A 1,646-nucleotide genomic window follows, 5' to 3' on the forward strand; every position below is an offset into this window, starting at 1 on the left:
GATCCACTCGGTGCGGCCGGGCAGCGGCTCGGGGATCCATTCGCCCACGTAGCGCTCGCGCCGGGCCCGCGCCGAGCCGAGCAGGTCCAGACAGATGCGACTGGCGACCGTCGTCAGCCAGGCCCCGGGCGACTCGATGGCATCCCGCTGCTGCTGGGACAGTGCGTACCAGCGGGCGTAGGTCTCCTGCACGGTGTCCTCGGCTTCGGCCAGGGAGCCGAGGAGCCGGTAGGCGAGACTGATCAGTTGACGTCGCTCGCCGATGATCGCGTTCAGGCCTGCGTCGGATCGGTCGTGTCCGGGTGCGGAGTGGGGGGTCATGGTTTCGGATGCTCCCTGGGTCGGTTCTGCCCTCGCCGGTCCGACGAGCCGGCGCACGCGATTGTCAGGCCGTCGCGTCCCGCTTCCGCGGCAGCCGTCGCCTGACATCACGGGACGCTGCGTTGTCGTATCAGCGAGAAGCCGGAATTCCATGCCGAAGGAAAGGAACGAGGTAGCCATGCCAGCGCAACACGAGGTGGACGAAGCCACGATCAGGCGGCAGGTCGACAAGATAGTCGAGGGAATCCGGGCCAAGGACCTCGAGGGCCTGAGCCGGCTCTACGCACCGGACGTCGTGTCCTTCGACGTCGAGCCGCCGCTGCAGCACGTCGGGGTGGAGGCGAAACTGAAGAACTGGACGAATGCGTTCACGTTCTTCCGGGAGGTGGATTACGAGGTTCGCGACCTGACGCTCACCGTGGACGAGAAGGTCGCCTTCGGACACTGCTTCGGCCGGCTCAGCGGCACACTGCCGAACGGGACGGCGACGAGCGGCATGTGGGTCCGCGCCACCTTCTGCTTCCGGAAGATCGACGGTGACTGGCTGATCGTGCACGACCAGGCTTCCGTGCCGCTCGACATCGCCAGCGGCAAGGGAGTGACCGACCTCGAGCCCTGACGGGCCGCGGGAGCGGGCTGATCACGTGCGACTTCGACCGGGTCCACTGTAGAGGGTCGCGCCGAGGCCGAGGAGCAGGAACACCGCGGCGAGCCAGGGCAGGAAGGCGGCGGGCAGCACGTGCAGGGCGGCGCCGCCGAGCGCACCGGCCAGCGCCACGGCGACGTACACGGTCGAGGCGTTCAGTGACACCACCAGTGACGCGGCGGCCGGGGCCGCGGCGATGAGGCGGTGCTGCTGGGGAACCATCGTGCTCCAGGAGGCGAGCCCGTAGACGATCGCGGCGGCCAGTGCGGTGGCGAACAGCGAGGAGGCCCACGGCATCAGCGCGAAGTCGGCGATGGCGAGGACGCTCGCGCCGGTGAGCACTCGCCGTGGCCCGAACCGGTCCGTCCACCGCCCGGTGACGAGGTTGGCCAGCGTGCCCGCGCAACCGGAGGCGAACAACAGCACGGTGAGCCTGCCACCGTCGCCGCCGGTCGCGGGCGCCATGATCACGCTGAGGTAGATCGTGACGAGGTAGATCCCGGTGAACAGGGCGAGCGTGGCGGCGAGGATCAGGGCCACCGCGCGGTCCCGCGCCGGGGCCAGCCGCTCCGCCAGCCGGGTCGGCGGCGGGGAGGGGACCGGGGGCAGGCCGAGCGCGATCCCGGTGGCCGCGACCACGCCGAGGGCGGCCACGAGCCACATCGTCTGGCGCCAGCTC

At 70.4% G+C, this 1,646-nt stretch carries 3 protein-coding genes; 1 reads left to right on the forward strand and 2 read right to left on the reverse strand.

What is annotated here, in order from left to right:
* Positions 1-321 (reverse strand): sigma factor (locus FNH05_RS37035; RefSeq protein ID WP_281287671.1); only part of this gene is annotated, 321 nt, incomplete at its 3' end.
* A gap of 178 nt (positions 322-499) precedes the next feature.
* On the opposite strand from FNH05_RS37035, the gene FNH05_RS37040 reads away from it, so the two are divergent.
* On the forward strand, positions 500-940 hold the full coding sequence (locus FNH05_RS37040) for a YybH family protein (protein ID WP_144593485.1): 441 nt from the start codon (positions 500-502) through the stop codon (positions 938-940).
* A gap of 21 nt (positions 941-961) precedes the next feature.
* Here the strand turns inward: FNH05_RS37040 and FNH05_RS37045 are convergent.
* Positions 962-1,646, reverse strand: a 685-nt coding sequence (locus tag FNH05_RS37045) for an MFS transporter (protein WP_144593486.1), incomplete at its 5' end; no start/stop codon positions are given.

The sequence above is a fragment of the Amycolatopsis rhizosphaerae genome, from assembly GCF_007713715.1.
Classification (GTDB): Bacteria; Actinomycetota; Actinomycetes; order Mycobacteriales; family Pseudonocardiaceae; genus Amycolatopsis_E; species Amycolatopsis_E rhizosphaerae.